Genomic DNA, 15,955 nt, shown 5'->3' with positions numbered 1-15,955 from the left:
TCCTCGTTTTTGCGTCTGAGGGTTACAGATCCAGCGTCAGGGCCTTGTCGAAGAAGGCGATGCCGAAAGCGCCTGGGCCGGCGTGGGTGCCGATGACACAGCCGATCTGGCGGACCAGCAGGTCTTCCTGCTGCAGGTTGTCGCGCAGGTAGGCCTGGATGGGCGTCACCTCACGGGGGGAGACGGTGTAACCGGCCAGCGCCGGGAAGGCGGGGGTGATGCCGCCCATCTCCTCGACCTTCTTGAACAGGGCCACGTAGGCGCCGGGCAGGCCGCGGGCCTTGCCTGCCATAGCGACCTTGCCGTCCTGGATGGTGATAAGGGGCTTGATGCCCAGCATCCCGCCTGCGACGGCTACGGCAGCGGGCAGGCGGCCGCCCTTGCGCAGGTACTTCAGGTCGTCGATGGCGGCCACAAGGTGCAGGTGCTCCTTGGCGTGCTCCAGAATGGCGGCGATCTGACCGGCCGTTTTGCCGGAATCCCGCAGCTGGACGGCCAGGCGAACGAGCAGGGCTTCGCTCAGGCAGACGTGTCCGCTGTCCACAAAGAGGACGTTGTCCACATTGGCCATGTCGGCGGCCAACTTGGCGCACTGATAGGTGCCGGACAGTGCGTGGGACAGGAAGATGCCGATGACCTCGTCCCCAGCGGCAGCGGCTTCGAGGAAGAAGTTCTCGAACAGTTCCGGGCTGGGCTGGCTGGTGGTGGGCAGCTTGCGGCACCCGGCCAGGATCTCATAGTAGGCGGAGGGGGTCATGTCCACGCCATCCCGCAGGACGGTGCCGTCCTCCAGCGTGACGTTCAGGGGGATGACGGTCACGCCCAGCTGCTCGGCTTCGGCGGGCAGGATGTCGGACGCAGAATCGGTGAGAATACGGATCATAAATACAATACCTCCGAGGGTCGTGGCCGTAAAACGACCAATTCATCAGAAAAGTCGTGGGAATTATACCAGATGCAGAGGGAAAAAGTCAATTGTTTGAGCAAAAATTTCTTCGCATTTTCGCAAAACAGCTCCGCGGCTTGCGCAAATGGGGGCGGATGTGGTACAATGTCCGCCGATGGGAGGGCTGTGCGTGAAAGAAAAACAGGAACCGGCCGTGTTCTGGAAAACGTTCGGTCTGGCGGCACTGCTCTGGGCTGCGCTGGCAGCGGGGTCTGAACTGCTGTTTCCATCGTCGGCTGCGGCCCCGGCGGGGGCGGCAGGTCTCCTGCGCAGCTGTCTGGTGCTGCCGGTGGCGGAGGAACTGGTCTTTCGCGGGGCCGCGCTGCGGCTGCTGCGTCCGCTGGGGCGGAATGCGGCCATCCTGGGGCAGGCGGTGCTGTTTGCAGCGCTGCATGGCAGTCTGCGGGCCAAAGCGTACGCGCTGGGGATGGGGCTGCTCTTCGGATGGGCGGCAGACCGGTCGAAAAGCCTTCTGCCCGGCATCCTGCTGCATATCCTGAACAATGGGGCCGTGCTGGCCCGCTGCCTGGCAGAAAGGGGAACACCATGACCGATTATGAACTGATGGGCGCGGCGCTGGCCGAAGCCGAACAGGCCGCTGCGCTGGGCGAAGTACCGGTGGGGGCCGTCATCGCGAAGGACGGCGAGATCATCGCGTCGGCCCACAATACGCGGGAGACCGAGAAAAATGCCCTCCACCATGCCGAGCTGCTGGCCATTGATGCGGCCTGCAAAAAGCTGGGCGGCTGGCGGCTGTGGCAGTGTGAGCTGTTCGTGACGCTGGAACCCTGCCCCATGTGCAGCGGGGCCATCCTCAACAGCCGTATCCGGCGGGTGGTCTACGGGGCGGCAGACACGAAAGCGGGCTGCTGCGGGTCGGTGACCGACCTGTTCGCCCTGCCGTTCAATCACCACCCGGCGGTGGAAAACGGGCTGCGGGCCGAGGAAGCACAGGCGCTGTTGCAGGCGTTTTTCCTCCGGCTGCGGGAGGAGCGGGCCGGCAAACCCCGCTGGAGACCGCCTGTGACAAAGTGAAAATTGAAAAAAGTGGGAACTGCGTGAAAAAGTCTGCGGTTCCCACTTTCTTTTTTCGAGAAATTGTGCTATATTATTCAATGGAAACTTGTCGAAACCACACACAATCGTTCCCAGGCACGCCGCAGGACCGGACTTGACCGGAAGAAGTGAGCAGAGCGCTGTTCTGGGGAGCGTGGAACGGCAGTTCCTCCTGCCTGTGCGGATTTTTGCGCGGGCAGAGAACAAGCGACAGGAGGGCTGACTCTTGTACGATGACGAATTTGAGCTGACATTCAATCTGCAGGACGAGGACGCCGCACCGGTGGAGCTGCCCAAGGCAGCGGAAGAGGCCGGACCGGAAGCCCCGGCTGAAACGCGGGAACCCGCAGCCGATGAGGAACCGACCATCGTGCTGCCGGACCGCAGGCCGGAGCCAGCCGCAGAAGCGGCAGCGCCGGACATGCCGCAGCTGGAAGCACCCGCAGCACCCGAACCGCAGCCGGAGGCACCGCCCCGGCCTGCCAACGGGCGGTGTGTGCTGATCTCCGGCGGCGACCGGGGCATCGGCGCAGCGGCAGCGCGGGCGTTTTACGCGGCGGGCGACCGTGTGGCGGTGTTCTACCACACCAACGCCGACGCGGCGGCGGCTCTGGAACAGGAGCTGCCCGGCTGCATCGCCATCCAGTGCGATGTGGCATCCCGCGCCAGCTGCGAGGTCGCATTCCATGCGGCGGAGCAGGCGCTGGGCCGGGTGGATGTGCTGGTGAGCAATGCGGGCATCGCCCAGCAGAAGCTGTTCACCGACATCACCCCCGACGAATGGCAGCATATGCTGGACGTGAACCTGACCGGTGCGTTCTACCTGTGCCAGCTGGCACTGCCGGGGATGATCCGCCGCAAGGCGGGCCGCATCCTGACGGTCAGCAGCATGTGGGGCCAGACCGGCGGCAGCTGCGAGGTCCATTATTCCGCTGCCAAAGCGGGCCTCATCGGCCTGACCAAGGCCCTCGCCAAAGAGGAGGGCCCCAGCGGCATCACCGTCAACTGTGTGGCTCCGGGTGTCATCGACACCGATATGATGGCTGCCTTTACCGCCGAGGACAAGGCGGCACTGGCCGAGGAGACCCCGGTGGGCCGTCTGGGCAGTGCGGACGAGGTGGCGAAGCTGCTGGTGTTCCTCGCCGGAGAGGATGCCGGGTACATCACCGGCCAGGTGTTCGGCGTGAACGGCGGCCTGGTGATTTGACCGGCCCGACAGCGGACAAAACTATGATACAACGTCACTTCCGGGCGGAACCACGTCCGGCGTGAAAAGGAGAGAGCGAAATGGGCATGACTTTGAAGGAACTGTTGACGAAAGGCGAAGGCACCCTGAGCGCACAGGAGGCCAAAACGCTGGCCTCGCAGTGCCGGATGGATGTGGAGACCCTCTACACCCTGTTGGAGGAGCGCGGCATCAAAGTTCTGGACAACGAGGCGGAAGAGGATGCCAGCCTGGACGTGGACAGCATCCTTGCCGAGGTGGAGAACGCCGAGGCCAACAGCGATGAGCTGGGCCTGGGCGTTGACGAGGAAGAGGAAGCCGAGGAGAACCCGGCCGACCTGAAGGCAGCGATGGATGAGCTGCTGGACGACCCCGTGAAGAACTACCTCAAGCAGATCGGTCAGATCCCGCTGCTGAGCGCAGAGCAGGAAGTGGAGCTGAGCCGCCGTATCCATGCCGGTGCCGAAGCAGCACACATCCTTCAGGCAGACCGCATCAAGTACGGTGCGCCGGAGTACATCAAGAAGAACAGCGCCCGCTTCTCGTTCGAAGAGGATGAGAACAGCCGCAGCTACAACGAGGATCTGGACGACGAGGGCGGCGAGAAGTCCACCGAGGATGCCGAGGAAAAGGCAGCGGAAGAGAAGGCTGAGGAAGAGATCGAGAACGGCCCTCTGACCGAGGAGCGCCGTCAGGAGCTGCTGAAGACCCGCCGCGACGGCCTGAACGCCCGCCGCAGCCTGAGCGAAGCTAACCTGCGTCTGGTTGTTTCCATCGCCAAGAAGCACGTGGGCCACAATCTGGCATTCCTCGACCTGATCCAGGAGGGCAACATCGGCCTCATCAAGGCCGCTGAAAAGTTCGACTGCGACCGCGGCTTCCGCTTCTCCACCTACGCCACCTGGTGGATCCGTCAGGCCATCACCCGCGCCATCGCAGACCAGGCCCGTACCATCCGCATCCCGGTGCACATGGTCGAGACCATCAACCGGATGCGGCAGGCCACCAACCAGCTGGTCTACCAGAACGGCCACGAGCCCACCCCGGAAGAGCTGGCAAAGGCCATGGATATGAGCGTCGAGCGCGTCCGCGAGATCCAGCGCATGGCGCAGGAGCCGGCCAGCCTGGAAAGCCCCGTCGGTGAGGAGGAGGATTCCTCGCTGGGCGATTTCGTCGCCGACGAAAACGCGGAGGCTCCCGGCAAGGCAGCCGACCGCGCCATGGTGGCCCAGCAGATCAATCAGGCCCTCAAGAGCCTGACCCCCCGTGAGGAGAAGGTCATCCGGCTGCGCTTCGGTCTGGACGATGGCCGCCCCCGCACGCTGGAAGAGGTCGGCCGCGATTTCGGCGTTACCCGTGAACGTGTCCGCCAGATCGAAGCCAAGGCCATCCGCAAGCTGCACAGCCGCAAGTGCCTGGCGCTGCTGAACGGTCTGATCGAGTAAGAAAGAAAACCCAAAAGAGGTCGTCACGCAGCGTGACGACCTCTTTTTGAGAAAAATCGAACTTTTTTGCAAAAACCTCTTGCCAAGCGGTGCGTTTTATGATAAACTAATTGAGCTGTGATTGTGCTGCTATAGCTCAGTTGGTAGAGCGCATCCTTGGTAAGGATGAGGTCTCCAGTTCGAATCTGGATAGCAGCTCCAGCTCAGGACACCTCGAAGCCGTTTGGCTTTGGGGTGTCTTTTTTGTTTTGTGGTTGAAATTTTTATGGTTGAATGATATAATACAACTAAAGAGAACGCTGTCCGGCAACGGTCAGCTCCTCCGTGAAGTCATAAGAATGACCGCCGAGTGTAGGAGCTTCGGGCGGTCATTTCTTATGCAGGTGTGTAAAAATAGTCCAACTGATTTGAAAGGTCACATAAACTGCACCACCAAGCAGTGCGAGCAACTGTAAGACTTCCGACAGCGTCATGGGCCATTCCCCCCTTTCGCAAAAGCGTCGGGGGAAACCATATAAGAAAATCGCCTCCCCCGCAAAAAGCGGAAGGGGCTGACCGCCTACCATATGGACAGCGTTCTCACTTGGTAGTATAACAGAAAGAAAAACAACTTTCAACCAATAAACGCGGAGCCGCAGGCCCGGTGAGGGTCTGCGGCTCTGCGTTTATGGGAAAGAGGAATCTCAGAAAAGATCGGGATCAGAAATCAACGTCGGTATCGTAGTAGCAGCACTTGAGCAGCTTCTCCATCTCCTCCTGGCTGGGCTGGCGGGGATTGGAACCGGTGCAGGCATCGCCGATGGCATTCTTGGCGATCTCCGGCAGACGCTCCAGGAAGACTTCCTCCGGAACGAAGCCCTGCTCGGCAGGATAGGAATCCGGGCCGTAGTGCTGGATGCAGTGGGGGATGTTCAGCGCGTCGTTCATGCCGCGCAGGTGTGCGATGAGCAGCTGGACCTTCTCGTCGTCATTGGCACCGCCGAGCTTCATCTCGTCGGCAATGATGCCATAGCGCTTTTTGGCTTCGGGGTCTTTGGCGTTGAACGCGATGACCTTGGGCAGATACATGGCGTTGGCTGCACCATGGATGATGTGTGCGCCGTAGTCTGCAAAGGCAGCGCCAGTCTTGTGGGCCATGGAGTGGACGATGCCCAGCAGCGCGTTGGAGAAGGCCATGCCGGCCAGGCACTGTGCGTTGTGCATCGAATCACGCTTGGCCATGTCGCCGTTGTAGCTGTCCACCAGATCGCCCTGGATCATCCGGATGGCAAAGATGGCCAGCGGGTCGGTATAATCACAGTGTGCGGTGGAGACATAAGCCTCAATAGCGTGGGTCATGGCGTCCATGCCGGTGTGTGCGACCAGCTTCTTGGGCATGGTCTCAGCCAGGTCGGGATCGACGATGGCGACGTCCGGGGTGATCTCGAAGTCGGCGATGGGGTACTTGATGCCCTTCTGGTAATCGGTGATGATGGAGAATGCGGTCACCTCGGTGGCGGTGCCGGAGGTGGAAGAGATGGCGCAGAAGTGTGCCTTGCGGCGCAGCGGCGGGATGCCGAAGACCTTGCACATCTCCTCAAAGGTGATCTCCGGGTACTCGTACTTGATCCACATGGCCTTTGCGGCGTCAATGGGGGAACCGCCGCCCATGGCGATGATCCAGTCCGGTTCGAACTTCAGCATGGCCTCGGCACCGCGCATGACGGTCTCGACCGAGGGGTCCGGCTCGATGCCTTCAAACAGCTCGACTTCCATGCCGGCTTCCTTCAGGTAGCTGACCGCACGGTCCAGGAAACCGAACCGCTTCATGGAGCCGCCGCCCACACAGATCATGGCCTTTTTGCCGGTGAAGGACTTCAGGGCTTCCAGCGCGCCCTTGCCGTGGTACAGATCGCGGGGAAGAGTAAAACGTGCCATAGGAATCTACCTCCAAATCAATTTGCTCTGAAATCGTTATGAAAATAACCAATTTGCTTAAACAAATTATACCGCAACCTGTTAAAAATTTCAATGAGCGGAATGGAGAAAGAAGCGCCGTGTTTTGGGCATTTTGATGAACTGCGGAAAACAAAAAACCACCTGAATCCCAAGGATTCAAGTGGCTTCGCTGTGGAGCTGCTATCCAGATTCGAACTGGAGACCTCATCCTTACCAAGGATGCGCTCTACCAACTGAGCTATAGCAGCAAATGGCGACCCGGATCGGGCTCGAACCGACGACCCCCAGCGTGACAGGCTGGTGCTCTAACCAACTGAGCTACCGGGCCATGATCGCTCAAGTTCGCGGCTGTTCACCGCCGGAACGTGCTTTATTATACCCGAAGAATGACTTCTTGTCAAGCAGAAATCTACAAAAACCGCAAAAAACTTTTCGGGAGAAGAGAAAAGCCGCCCGCAGGCCGAAAATGGGCAAAACAAAACGTCCGGAACGATTGCTCCGGACGTTTGTGGCAGGGGTAGTAAGTCTCGAACTCACGGCACGCGGTTTTGGAGACCGCTGCTCTACCAACTGAGCTATACCCCTAGATCTGTGCTGCATTTTCTGAATGCTTGATTATTATATAAGATTCAGCGTAAAATGTCAAGCACATTTTTTCAATTTTTTGAATTGCAGCCGCAGCAGCCGTCGCTGGCAGAGGGCAGGCTCCGGGCCAGCTGTTCCAGCGTTACGCTGTCGATATACTGGTTGATGACATCGTCCAGCCCGCTCCAGAAGGGCAGGGTGAAGCACTGCTCGGACATGGGGCACTCGTTGGTCTCGCTGCCCAGGCAGGGGATGGGGGCCACGCTGCCCTCGATGGCGCGGAGGATCTCCCCGGCGGTGTAGTCGGCGGGAGCCTTGGTCAGGCGGTAGCCGCCCTGGCTGCCGCGCTCGCTCTTGACAAGGCCGACCCGTGCCAGCGGCGTGACGATCTGTTCCAGATATTTCAGGCTGAGGTTCTGGCGCTCGCTGATCTCCTTCAGCGGGACGGTGGTGCCCGGCGCATAGCGGGCCAGTTCAGCCATCAGCCGCAGCGCATAGCGGCTTTTTGTCGAAAACTTCATAGCGATCTCTCCTTGTTCGTTTTCTTAGTATAACACGCCAAACCGATTTTGAAAAGTGAAAACGCGGCTTTCTCTTGTCGAAACAAAAAAGGTCTGGTATCATATAATAGAGAGAGTATGAGATCAGGAGATGAACCTATGATAGAGAAAATCGAACCGGCTGCAGCCATCCGCCTGCTGGATGCAGGCAAAGCGACTGCGGTGGACGTCCGGGAACCGGACGAGTTTGCGGTGGGGCACATTCCGGGAGCAAAGCTCCTGCCGCTGGGCGAGGTGCTGAGCTGTGCGGCAGAGGTCCTGCCCGACAAGAATGCCCCTTGGCTGATCTACTGCCGCACCGGCCGCCGCAGCGCCGATGCCGTGCAGAAGCTGGAAAGCCTCGGCTACACCAACCTCTACGATCTGGGCGGCATTCTGAGCTGGCCGTATGAGATCGAAGGCGATTTTGAGGGACACTTCTAAGGAAACGGTGGAAACCGTACTCTTTTGCGCGCCAAAAGAGTACCAGAAAAGCGCCCGCTACTTTCGAAGCGCGGGAGGCACGAACTAGGGGCTGCTCGCCCCTAGTGACCCCAAAGAAGAAGGCTCTGTCAAAAAATCGGGCGGTGCGCCAGTCGGCGCAGACGCTTTTCCGATTTTTCGACAAAGCCGATCAAAACAGGAACGAGGGCAACAGGATGGGATTTCAGGCAAAACAGTTTGCCGGCAGCCACTGCGGCTGCCGGTATCAGCAGGACTACCGCCCGACGCTGGGGCGGGACGGCAAAAAGGAGTCCGGTACGCTGGAGGTCATCAAATTTTACTACGATGGTGCCATCCGCTTTGAGCAGCACTGCTACGGCGAGGCGGCGACCTTCGTGTTCGGCGTCTGGGCGTCCGGCATGGACGAAGACGGCACCCTGCACTGGGTGCTGCCTGACCGCCGGAAGAGCTACTACGACGAGGCGTATCTGCCCAAAAAACTGGACCGCGTGGACGAAGCCGGAAACCTCTACTTCGATGGCTCGAAATTTCCGTGGAAGCTGGCAGATGATTTTGAGGAAGACAAGCGCTGGGGCTACCCCCGCTGGAAGGTGCTGCTGGGCAGGCTGACCGGCAAAGGAAAAGGCTGAATTGTAAAAAAATCCGGAATTTCTGCAATTCATATTGACATAGTGGGAATACTAGGGTATAAATAGAGAGCGGAAGTATTCATTCGGGCGGAAACTGGCCCGATGTTATCCGAGGAAAGGACAGGATCCCTATGGAAATTTCTGAAAAAGTTGTCTATCTGGACAACGCTGCGACCACGGCCTGCGCTCCCGAAGTGCTGGCTGTGATGACCAAGGCGCTGAGCGGTGCCTGCGGCAACCCCAGCAGCCATTACAGCGTCGGCTACGAAGCAAAAGAGTTTGTGGATACCGGCCGTGCACAGGTGGCAAAGGCCATCAACGCTGCCCCGGCCGAGATCTTCTTCACCGGCTGCGGCTCAGAGGCCGACAACTGGGCTGTGAAGGGCACCGCCTTCACCAAGGCGCGCCAGAATAAAAAACACCTCATCACCAGCGCCTTCGAGCACCATGCCATCATGCACAGCATGGCTTCTCTGGAGCGCATGGGATTTGAAGTCACCTATATCAAACCCACCGCCGAGGGCTACATCCGCCCGGAGGATGTCGAGGCTGCGATCCGCCCCGATACCGCTCTGGTCAGCATCATGATGGCCAACAACGAGATCGGCACCATCCAGCCCATCAAGGAGATCGCGGAGATCGCCCACAAGCACGGCGTCTGGATGCACACCGATGCGGTGCAGGCTGTGGGTGCCATCCCTGTGGACGTCAAGGAGCTGGGCGTGGATATGCTGTCCATGAGCGCTCACAAGTTCAACGGCCCCAAGGGCATGGGCGCACTGTACTGCAAGAAGGGCGTCTGGCCCCAGAACCTCATCGACGGCGGCAGCCAGGAGGCCCGCCACCGCGCCGGTACTGAGAACGTCGCCGGCATCGCCGGTATGGGCAAGGCGCTGGAGATGGCCACGGCCAATCTGGAAGAGCGGATGGCCCACGAGCAGCAGCTGCGGGACTACGTCATCAACCGCATCCTGAAGAACATCCCCGAAGCCCGCCTGAACGGCGGTCTGGAGCACCGCCTGCCCGGCAACGTGAACATCAGCTTCCCCGGCCTGGAGGGCGAGACCATTCTGCTGGACCTGGATATGCACAACATCTGTGCTTCGACCGGTTCTGCCTGCAACTCGGACAGCCTGGACCCCAGCCATGTTCTGCTGAGCATCGGTGTGCCGGAAGAGATCGGCCACGGTTCCATGCGGTTCACGTTCGGCCCGCAGAATACCATGGAAGAAGCAGAGTATCTGTGTGACGTGCTGGAGGAGGTCATCCCCCGCCGCCGCGCAATGAGTTGTATGTGGCTGCAGGGCCAGAACAAGGCCCGTCAGTTCAGCCTGAAGGGAGAGCAGTAAAAATGGCAAGTATGTATAGTGCAAAGGTCATGGAGCATTTCGCAAATCCGCACAATGTCGGTGAGATCCCCGACGCCAACGGCGTGGGCGAGGTCGGCAACCCCAAGTGCGGCGACATCATGCGCATGTACCTGAAGATCGAGAACAACGTCATCGTCGATGTCAAGTTCCTCACCTTCGGCTGCGGTGCCGCCATCGCCACCAGCAGCATGGCCACCGACCTCATCAAGGGCAAGACCATCGAAGAGGCCCTCAAGCTGACCAACAAGGCCGTTGTGGAAGCTCTGGAGGGTCTGCCTCCCATCAAGGTCCACTGCTCGGTCCTGGCCGAGCAGGCCGTCAAGGCTGCTCTGTCCGACTATTACCGCCGTCAGGGCATCGACCCGGAACCCATCGTCGGCAAGCTGGAAGAGGACTGCGAGCATTGCGAGAGCTGCGGGAAGTAACACACCCTGCATCCTGAAACGCCTGCGAAGAGAGAAAACAACAAAAGCTGGACTGCGTTTGCAGTCCAGCTTTTGTTGTTTATCACGTTTGCGTTACTCAGCCTTGGGAGCCTCAGCAGGCTTTGCAGCCGCAGGTGCTGCGGGCTTCACGAGGGGATACGGATAGTCCTTCAGCGGGAAGAGGATGATCTTCTTCGGGCACTTCTGGGCGCACATACCGCAGCCCTTGCACTTGTCGTAGTCCACACGGGCCACGCCGTCCACAACATGGATGGCGTCGAACTTACAGGTGCGCTCACACATGCCGCAGGCGATGCAGGAAGTGGTGCAAGCCTTCATGGCAACAGGACCCTTGTCCTGGTTGGAGCACATGACCACCGGCTTGCGGGGGCCGCCAGCGTCGATCATGATGACCTTCTTGGGGCAGATGTTGGCGCAGGCACCGCAGCCGGTGCACTTGTCCTTGTCCACCTTTGCCACGCCGTCCACGATGTGGATGGCGTCGAACTTACAGACCTTGGTGCAGTCGCCCAGACCGATACAGGCGAAGGTGCAAGTCTTGGGGCCGCCGTACAGCGCAGCAGCTGCAGCGCAGCTCTGGATGCCGGTGTAATCGTAGCTGGGCTTGCAGTGCTCGGAATTGCCCTGGCACTGGACCACAGCCTTCTTTTCGACCGCACTGGCCTCACCGCCCATGATCTTGGCGATGGCAGCAGCAGCCTTGGGGCCGCCGGGTGCACACTTGTCGCAGGCCACGCCGTCCATGACGACGGCCTTGGCATAGTCTGCGCAGCCTGCGTAGCCGCAGCCGCCGCAGTTTGCGCCAGCCAGACAGGAGGCAACTTCTTCAATGCGGGGATCTTCCTCCACGGCCATGAACTTGGCGGCAGCGACCAGAATGATCGCGCCCACCGCGCCCACGATGGTGCAGAGGATAACAGCCGATGCAATATTCATAGTTCTGTTTCCTCCTTTACAGCGTCACGTTGAACAGGTTCTCGACCAGACCGCCAAAGCCCATGAAGGACAGGCTGGTGATGGCCGCTGCGATCAGCGTGATGGGCAGGCCCTTGAAGGGTGCCGGGGGATCGCAGGCTTCCACGCGCTTGCGCACACCGCTGAACATGACCATGGCCAGCATGAAGCCGACGCCTGCGCCCACAGCGCAGACCAGAGCCTCAACGTAGGCGGCTGCAAAGCCCAGGGTGGCAACGTCAGCACCGTAGTCGTCCACGACCAGGATGGTGACAGCCAGCACGCAGCAGTTGGTGGTGATCAGGGGCAGGTAAACGCCCAGAGAGTTGTACAGAGCGACAACGTACTTTTTCAGGAAGATCTCGATGAACTGGACCAGAACGGCGATGACCAGGATGAAGACGATGGTCTGCAGGTAGCTCAGGCCAGCGGGATCCAGAATGAAGATCTGCAGCGGGAAGGTGACAGCCGTTGCCACCAGCATGACGAAGATAACAGCACCGGACATGCCCAGCGAGGAGTCCAGCTTTTTGGAAACGCCCAGGAACGGGCAGATGCCATAGAACTTCACCAGCACGTAGTTGTTGACCAGGATCATGCTGAAGAAGATCGCAGCGAGTTTAACGAGCATCTTATTCCGCCTCCTTCTTCAGATTGTCAAGGTCACAGCAGCTCTTGCGCTCAATGCGGGCGTCCAGCTTGCCTTCCAGCCAGATGCAGCCGGCCATCAGGACACCGTAGCAGAAGAATGCGCCGGGGGCCTGGGTCATGATGCTCATCTTGGCCATGCTCTCCGGCAGGACGGTGAAGCCCAGCCAGGTGCCGCTGCCCAGGATCTCACGGATGGAGGCCATCAGGGTAACGGTCAGGGTGTAGCCGATGCCCATGCCGATGCCGTCCAGAGCGGAATCGACCACGCTGTTCTTGCAGGCGAACATCTCGGCACGGCCGAGGATGATGCAGTTGACGACGATCAGGGGCAGGAAGACGCCCAGTGCGGTGTACAGGCTCTCCATGTAGGCGTGCATCACCATCTGAACGATGGTCACGAAGCCTGCGATGATGACGATGTAGCAGGGCAGATGGACCTTTGCGGGGATCACGTTGCGCAGCAGCGAGATCAGAATGTTGGAGCAGACCAGCACGAAGGTGAAGGCCGCGCCCATGCCCAGTGCGCTGGAAACAGCCGTGGTAACGGCCAGGCACGAGCAGGTGCCCAGGACCAGACGCAGAACGGGGTTCTCTTTGATGATGCCGTTGGTAAGGATGCTTACCTTGGACTTGTTTTCGTTTGCCATTTCTTACCAACCTCCTTTATGCCAGCTCATTGTAGCAGTTGATGCAGTCATTGATGGCAGCAAACAGAGCCTTGGAAGAGATCGTAGCGCCGCTGTAAGCGTCGTAGCCCTGGCCCAGGGTGATGTTCTGGGTGCCGTCCATGCCGTCGAACTGCGCCAGGAAGCTGTCCGTTGCGACATTGCTGCCGATGCCCTTGGTCTGGGTCGAAGCGTCCACCCAGATGCCGGTGACAGTGCCATTGGTATCAAAGCCCATGATGACGGACAGGATACCGCCGTCGAAGCCCTTTTCCTCTGCCTTGATGGCGATGCTGCCATCGGTGGCCTTGACCACGCCCGTCACGTTCTCGGTGCTGAAGTCGGTCACCTCGTCCAGGTCGGATGCGCTGGAAACGGTGGGCATGACATCCACATAGGCTGCCAGAGTCGCAGCCTTCAGGTTCTCCTCAATGATAGGAGCCGTAAAGGAGTTCACCAGTGCAAGCAGCAGGCTGACGATCAGAGCGATGACGCTCAGGACGACGACCGGCTTGACGGTGCTCTCCCAGGTAGAATTCTTACTCATTTGCCAGCACCCTCCTTTGCTTTCTTGGCAGGCTTGACATAGCCATAAGGAGTCTGACGGGTCCAGTCGTTGATGAAGGGGACCCACAGGTTCATGAACAGCAGAGCGAAGGAAACGCCCTCGGCGTAGCTGCCCCACTGACGGATGGCGAAGGTGACGATGCCCAGGCACAGGCCGTAGATCAGCTTGCCCTTCAGGGTGAAGGGGCTGGTGACATAGTCGGTCGCCATGAAGACGGCACCGAACATCAGGCCGCCGGACAGGATGCCGACCAGAGCGCCGTGCAGGCTACCGGTGGAGATGAGGTAGAAGACGAACATGCTGCCGATGTAAGAAGCGGGGATGGCGATGCTGATGGTCTTGGTGGCCACCAGATAGATCAGGCCCAGCACGATGGCCAGAGCACAGGTCTCACCCAGAACACCGCCGTGCACACCCATGAACAGGTCCAGCAGGCTCAGCTTGGAGGTATCTGCCACGGCCAGCGGGGTCGCGCTGGACAGCTGGTCCACCGCTGCGTCGGGGTAGACCCACTTGTTCATCGAACCGGCAAAGCTGATGAACAGCACGATACGGCCGACCAGTGCGGGGTTGGCAAAGTTCATGCCGATGCCGCCGAACAGCTGCTTGACCACCACGATGGCCACCAGGTCACCAACGATGAGTTGGCCCAGAGGCATGCCGACGGGCACGTTCATCGCCAGGATGATGCCGGTGACGACTGCGGACAGGTCGCCGATGGGGTTGGGCTTCTTGAGCAGCTTGCAGTACAGCCACTCAAAGGCCACACAGGCCACGACGGACACCGCCGTGACCAGCAGGGCACGCCAGCCGAAAATGATTGCAGAGGCGACCACGCAGGGGGTCAGGGCGACGATCACGTTGGCCATCAGGCTGGTGGTCGTCTCCTCCGAGCGCAGGTGCGGGGAGGCCGAAACAATAAGCCGAGTATCCATTACTTATTGCCTCCTTTTTTGATTTCACCAAGGTAGAACGCCTTTGCCAGACCCATCATCTGGGTGCAGGGACGCTTTGCCGGGCAGACGAACGAGCAGGAGCCGCAGTTGAAGCAGTAATCCACATGCAGCTTGCCCAGCTCCTGAACATCGCGGGCGGCGTAAGCCTGATTGACTTCCACCGGCTCCAGACCCATTGGGCAATACTCGACGCAGCGGCCGCAGCGGATGCAGGGAGAGACCGGTGCAGGCTGTGCAGCGGTGTCGCTCAGCATGATGAGGCCGGAGGTGGTCTTGGTGGTGGGGTAGCTCAGGTTCTCGACAGCGGGGCCCATCATGGCACCGCCGGCGACCACCTTGCCCAGCTTGACGCCCCCCTTGACACCGGCAGCGTTCAGCACATCCTCATAGGCAGTGCCCACGGGGACGATCAGGTTCTGGGGCTTTGCGCAGGCATCGCCGTCCACGGTGATGCAGCGGCTGACCACCGGCATACCGGTCGCCAGATACTTGCCCAGGGTGGAGACGCTGGTCACGTTCATGACGATGGCGCCTGCATCAGCGGGCAGACCGCCGTGCGGGACCTCGCGGCCCAGGCACTTCTCGATCAGGATCAGCTCGGCACCGGTGCCGTAGACGCTGGGCAGCGGCTTGACCTCGATCGCAGGCTTGTCCTTGGTCTTCTGGCACAGCAGGTCGATGCACTCCGGCTTGTTGTTCTCGATGCCGATGACGCACTTCGGGATGCCGACGTACTTCAGCACGGCCTCGATGCCGCGGATGATATCATCGCTGCAGTTCAGCATCTCCTGCGTATCGCTGGTCAGCCACACTTCGCACTCGGAAGCGTTGATGAGCAGGGTATCCACCGGAGGCTTGGGCTGGAGCTTGACGTCGGTCGGGAAGCCTGCGCCGCCCAGACCGACCAGGCCGCACGCACGCACGGCTGCCAGGAAGCTGGCCTTATCGGTCACTTCCGGGGCCTTGACGGCGGGGTCAACGGTCTGCTTGCCATCGGTCTTGATGACGACGGAGTCGCACATCCGGCCGTTGGACAGACGGAACGGTTCCACGGCAGCCACGGTGCCGGAAACACTGGAGTGGATATTTGCAGAGACAAAACCGCCTGCTTCACCGATCTTGGTGCCGACAAACACTTCGTCGCCCTTTTTGACCAGGGCTTTCGCCGGGGCGCCGATGTGCTGGCTCATCAGGATGCGTACCTGCGCGGGCAGAGGCATCGGGACTGGTTTGCTTGCAGCAGTTGCTTTGTCATGCGGCGTATGCGCGCCAAGCGCCGCACGTTTCAGCTTGTTCAACATGGAATTAAATCCCCCATTCTGCTTGAATTGCCTTCCCCGGCTTTCGTGCGGGCGCACGGGGGCCAGGGACGGCAGCTGCTTGACACGTTTATTGTATCATGTTGCATCCCGAAGTTCAACGACAACTGAGCCAAAATGATGCAAATTCCTGAATTTTCTTTGCCGATTTTGCTAATTAGGCAAGACTAACCCTTGACATTTTTGTAACGTTCTTCC

Annotated in this window: 17 protein-coding genes and 4 tRNA genes; 9 read left to right on the top strand and 12 right to left on the bottom strand. The window is 60.0% G+C overall.

Annotation, left to right across the window (positions count from 1 at the left end):
* Positions 1 to 22 precede the first annotated feature (22 nt).
* A complete protein-coding gene (locus I5P96_RS13595; protein ID WP_223382579.1) occupies positions 23 to 883 on the bottom strand; it encodes a DegV family protein in 861 nt (286 codons plus the stop codon).
* A gap of 193 nt (positions 884 to 1,076) precedes the next feature.
* Between I5P96_RS13595 and I5P96_RS13590 the strand changes: the two genes are divergently transcribed.
* The 5 genes from I5P96_RS13590 to I5P96_RS13570 all read left to right on the top strand — a co-directional run bounded on the left by I5P96_RS13590 (position 1,077) and on the right by I5P96_RS13570 (position 4,873).
* The gene (locus I5P96_RS13590) at positions 1,077 to 1,496 is read left to right on the top strand and encodes a CPBP family intramembrane glutamic endopeptidase (RefSeq protein WP_223382578.1); all 420 of its coding nucleotides are present in this window, start codon (positions 1,077 to 1,079) and stop codon (positions 1,494 to 1,496) included.
* Entirely contained in the window at positions 1,493 to 1,981 is a 489-nt protein-coding gene (locus tag I5P96_RS13585) for a nucleoside deaminase (protein WP_118552099.1), read from the top strand. The genes I5P96_RS13590 and I5P96_RS13585 overlap by 4 nt, the downstream gene beginning before the upstream one ends.
* A 247-nt stretch (positions 1,982 to 2,228) precedes the next feature.
* Positions 2,229 to 3,209, top strand: a complete 981-nt coding sequence (gene ymfI, locus I5P96_RS13580; RefSeq protein WP_223382577.1) for an elongation factor P 5-aminopentanone reductase — start codon at positions 2,229 to 2,231, stop codon at positions 3,207 to 3,209.
* A gap of 80 nt (positions 3,210 to 3,289) precedes the next feature.
* Entirely contained in the window at positions 3,290 to 4,672 is a 1,383-nt protein-coding gene (locus I5P96_RS13575) for an RNA polymerase sigma factor (RefSeq protein WP_118552101.1), read from the top strand.
* A 125-nt stretch (positions 4,673 to 4,797) separates the two neighbouring features.
* Positions 4,798 to 4,873: transfer RNA gene (locus I5P96_RS13570), tRNA-Thr, on the top strand.
* A gap of 498 nt (positions 4,874 to 5,371) precedes the next feature.
* Here the strand turns inward: I5P96_RS13570 and I5P96_RS13565 are convergent.
* The 5 genes from I5P96_RS13565 to I5P96_RS13545 all read right to left on the bottom strand — a co-directional run bounded on the left by I5P96_RS13565 (position 5,372) and on the right by I5P96_RS13545 (position 7,716).
* The gene (locus I5P96_RS13565) at positions 5,372 to 6,589 is read right to left on the bottom strand and encodes an iron-containing alcohol dehydrogenase (RefSeq protein ID WP_223382576.1); all 1,218 of its coding nucleotides are present in this window, start codon (positions 6,587 to 6,589) and stop codon (positions 5,372 to 5,374) included.
* A gap of 193 nt (positions 6,590 to 6,782) precedes the next feature.
* Positions 6,783 to 6,858: transfer RNA gene (locus tag I5P96_RS13560), tRNA-Thr, on the bottom strand.
* 3 nt (positions 6,859 to 6,861) lie between these two features.
* Positions 6,862 to 6,938: transfer RNA gene (locus I5P96_RS13555), tRNA-Asp, on the bottom strand.
* 181 nt (positions 6,939 to 7,119) lie between these two features.
* A tRNA-Trp gene (locus I5P96_RS13550) sits at positions 7,120 to 7,195 on the bottom strand.
* Positions 7,196 to 7,266: 71 nt separating this feature from the next.
* Entirely contained in the window at positions 7,267 to 7,716 is a 450-nt protein-coding gene (locus tag I5P96_RS13545; RefSeq protein WP_097792991.1) for an RrF2 family transcriptional regulator, read from the bottom strand.
* 138 nt (positions 7,717 to 7,854) lie between these two features.
* Here I5P96_RS13545 and I5P96_RS13540 point away from each other — a divergent pair, with 138 nt between their 5' ends.
* The 4 genes from I5P96_RS13540 (at position 7,855) to nifU (ending at position 10,623) form a co-directional block, all read left to right on the top strand.
* A complete protein-coding gene (locus tag I5P96_RS13540; protein WP_223382575.1) occupies positions 7,855 to 8,178 on the top strand; it encodes a rhodanese-like domain-containing protein in 324 nt (107 codons plus the stop codon).
* A gap of 215 nt (positions 8,179 to 8,393) precedes the next feature.
* Positions 8,394 to 8,828 (top strand): hypothetical protein, encoded by a 435-nt coding sequence (locus I5P96_RS13535; RefSeq protein WP_097792989.1) that lies wholly within the window; start codon positions 8,394 to 8,396, stop codon positions 8,826 to 8,828.
* A 131-nt stretch (positions 8,829 to 8,959) separates the two neighbouring features.
* Positions 8,960 to 10,177, top strand: coding sequence for a cysteine desulfurase family protein (locus I5P96_RS13530; RefSeq protein ID WP_097792988.1), 1,218 nt, complete (start codon positions 8,960 to 8,962; stop codon positions 10,175 to 10,177).
* 2 nt (positions 10,178 to 10,179) lie between these two features.
* On the top strand, positions 10,180 to 10,623 hold the full coding sequence (gene nifU / locus I5P96_RS13525; RefSeq protein WP_118552111.1) for a Fe-S cluster assembly scaffold protein NifU: 444 nt from the start codon (positions 10,180 to 10,182) through the stop codon (positions 10,621 to 10,623).
* A gap of 93 nt (positions 10,624 to 10,716) precedes the next feature.
* Here the strand turns inward: nifU and I5P96_RS13520 are convergent, their stop codons facing one another.
* The 6 genes from I5P96_RS13520 to I5P96_RS13495 are packed head-to-tail and all read right to left on the bottom strand — an operon-like array spanning position 10,717 to position 15,739.
* The gene (locus I5P96_RS13520) at positions 10,717 to 11,580 is read right to left on the bottom strand and encodes an RnfABCDGE type electron transport complex subunit B (RefSeq protein WP_223382574.1); all 864 of its coding nucleotides are present in this window, start codon (positions 11,578 to 11,580) and stop codon (positions 10,717 to 10,719) included.
* A gap of 16 nt (positions 11,581 to 11,596) precedes the next feature.
* Complete coding sequence (locus I5P96_RS13515; RefSeq protein ID WP_097792985.1) at positions 11,597 to 12,229, bottom strand: electron transport complex protein RnfA; 633 nt, start codon at positions 12,227 to 12,229, stop codon at positions 11,597 to 11,599.
* Position 12,230: 1 nt separating this feature from the next.
* Positions 12,231 to 12,896, bottom strand: a complete 666-nt coding sequence (gene rsxE, locus I5P96_RS13510; protein WP_118552115.1) for an electron transport complex subunit RsxE — start codon at positions 12,894 to 12,896, stop codon at positions 12,231 to 12,233.
* A 16-nt stretch (positions 12,897 to 12,912) separates the two neighbouring features.
* Positions 12,913 to 13,461, bottom strand: coding sequence for an FMN-binding protein (locus I5P96_RS13505; RefSeq protein WP_097792983.1), 549 nt, complete (start codon positions 13,459 to 13,461; stop codon positions 12,913 to 12,915).
* Positions 13,458 to 14,417, bottom strand: coding sequence for an RnfABCDGE type electron transport complex subunit D (locus tag I5P96_RS13500; protein WP_223382573.1), 960 nt, complete (start codon positions 14,415 to 14,417; stop codon positions 13,458 to 13,460). Before I5P96_RS13500 ends, I5P96_RS13505 begins: the two co-directional genes overlap by 4 nt.
* Positions 14,417 to 15,739: an RnfABCDGE type electron transport complex subunit C gene (locus I5P96_RS13495; protein WP_207685915.1), complete on the bottom strand. Its 1,323-nt coding sequence runs from the start codon at positions 15,737 to 15,739 to the stop codon at positions 14,417 to 14,419. The genes I5P96_RS13500 and I5P96_RS13495 overlap by 1 nt, the downstream gene beginning before the upstream one ends.
* Positions 15,740 to 15,955 lie beyond the last annotated feature (216 nt).

Origin of the sequence: Faecalibacterium prausnitzii (genome assembly GCF_019967995.1) — a bacterium.
GTDB lineage: Bacteria > Bacillota > Clostridia > Oscillospirales > Ruminococcaceae > Faecalibacterium > Faecalibacterium prausnitzii_E.
Note: the sequence above shows the minus strand (reverse complement) of the source record. Positions and strands in the feature narration are given on the sequence as shown.